The sequence below is a fragment of the Dyella ginsengisoli LA-4 genome (genome assembly GCF_000334915.1).
GTDB classification, from domain to species: domain Bacteria; phylum Pseudomonadota; class Gammaproteobacteria; order Xanthomonadales; family Rhodanobacteraceae; genus Dyella_A; species Dyella_A ginsengisoli_A.
Genome location: NZ_AMSF01000057.1, coordinates 1 through 1560, shown reverse-complemented (window position 1 = coordinate 1560; position 1560 = coordinate 1). Strand labels below are relative to the sequence as shown.

The window sequence follows — 1560 nt, the reverse complement described above, 5'->3', positions numbered from 1 at the left end:
AAACCAGCGCTGACGTAGCCCGCCAGCTGGTTGTCCCAGGTGCGCACCATGCGCGGATCCACGGCCATCGCCTTGACCGTGCCTATGCCGGCGATCGTTTCCACCAGGAAGGACTGGTTGTCTGCGCTGCGCGCGAACTTCTCGTTGAGGCGTGCGCGCAGGGTCGGTGTGATGGACGCCGACCAGATCGCGTACAGCGGCAGCGAGATCACTACGATCAAAGTCAGCCAGCCGCTGTAAAAGAACATTACCGCCAGAAAGACGAAGGTGAACAACAAATCCAGTACCGACGTCAGTGTCTGTCCGGTCAGAAAATTTCGGATGTTCTCCAGCTCGCGCACGCGAGCGATCGTGTCGCCGACACGGCGCGATTCGAAATAAGCCAGCGGCAACGCCAGGATGTGCCGGAATAGACGGGCACCTAGTTCCACATCGATGCGGCTGGTGGTGTGAGCAAACACGTAGGTGCGCAAGCCGGCCAGCACGACGTTGAACAACGTAATGACCAGCAGCCCGATCGTGATGACCGTGAGGGTCGTCATGGCATGGTGCACCAGCACCTTGTCCATCACCACCTGGAAGAACAGTGGTGTGACCAACGCGAACAGTTGTAGGAAGAACGAAACCGTCAGTACTTCCAGCAACAGCTTGCGGTACTTCACCACCGCCGGAATGAACCAGCTGAAGTCGAACTTGGCCAGTTCCGCTACCAGCGAAGCACGCGAGGCCACGGTGAGCAGCCGGCCGTCGTAGCGCGCCGTGAATTCGTCCCATGGCAAGACACAGGGGCGTTGCAGGGCAAGATCGTGGATCAGGACCTTGCCGTCACCGATCTTAGCTACAACAAATGCCGAACCGTCATTACAGAGCGCTAGCGCCGGCAGCGCGACGCGATCCAACCGTTCAGCCGGCTGCCGAATGATTTTTGCCTTAAGGTCGAGCCTTTTGGCGGCCAGCAGCAAGCCAGTCTCGTCGAAAGGCTCTGATCCTCTGCCTGCCTCATGGCGGAGTTGGTTGGCGTCCGTTGCGATGCCATGGAACTGGGCCAGGAGAACCAGGCCCAGCAGAGGCTGATCTTCGACAACATCGCCCGCCCGGGCGGTCTGGTCGTCATCTGGTAGATAACGAGTGACCACCTCATCGGCAGTCTCGGCAGCATCCATGCGCAAATTCAATCCCATTGTTGATGGACAGCTTTTCCCTGCCCCTTCCCCGCCCGCGGCCATGCGCCACGTCGTCTGACGCCGACTTCACAGCAATACTCGCCGCCCTTACAGCGTTGGCGGAGGTCTATGAAGTCCTGCCGTGATCGCAACTTCTTGCGGATCTTGCAAGATCGACATGACGACTGCAAGTCGTCAAACGAGAACTAGGCGGCAGTTGCGCAGCCGCTCTCCCTCACCCTCGGTGGAGGCGTGGTCTCTTGCGTATCGCGCTCACCGGGGACTCGGCGACATCCATCTGCGGTTTCGCGCCATACCGTCCCGAATTTCGTCGCCAGATCTGCCAGAGCGACCTCAAGGGGGGCACTGAGGCTACCCACGATAATGCTCCCTAATC

Annotated in this window: 1 protein-coding gene; it reads right to left on the bottom strand. The window is 59.6% G+C overall.

Annotation, left to right across the window (positions count from 1 at the left end; genetic code table 11):
• The coding region (locus C693_RS21850; protein WP_241762676.1) for an ABC transporter transmembrane domain-containing protein at positions 1-1163 on the bottom strand (1163 nt) is incomplete at its 3' end.
• Positions 1164-1560 lie beyond the last annotated feature (397 nt).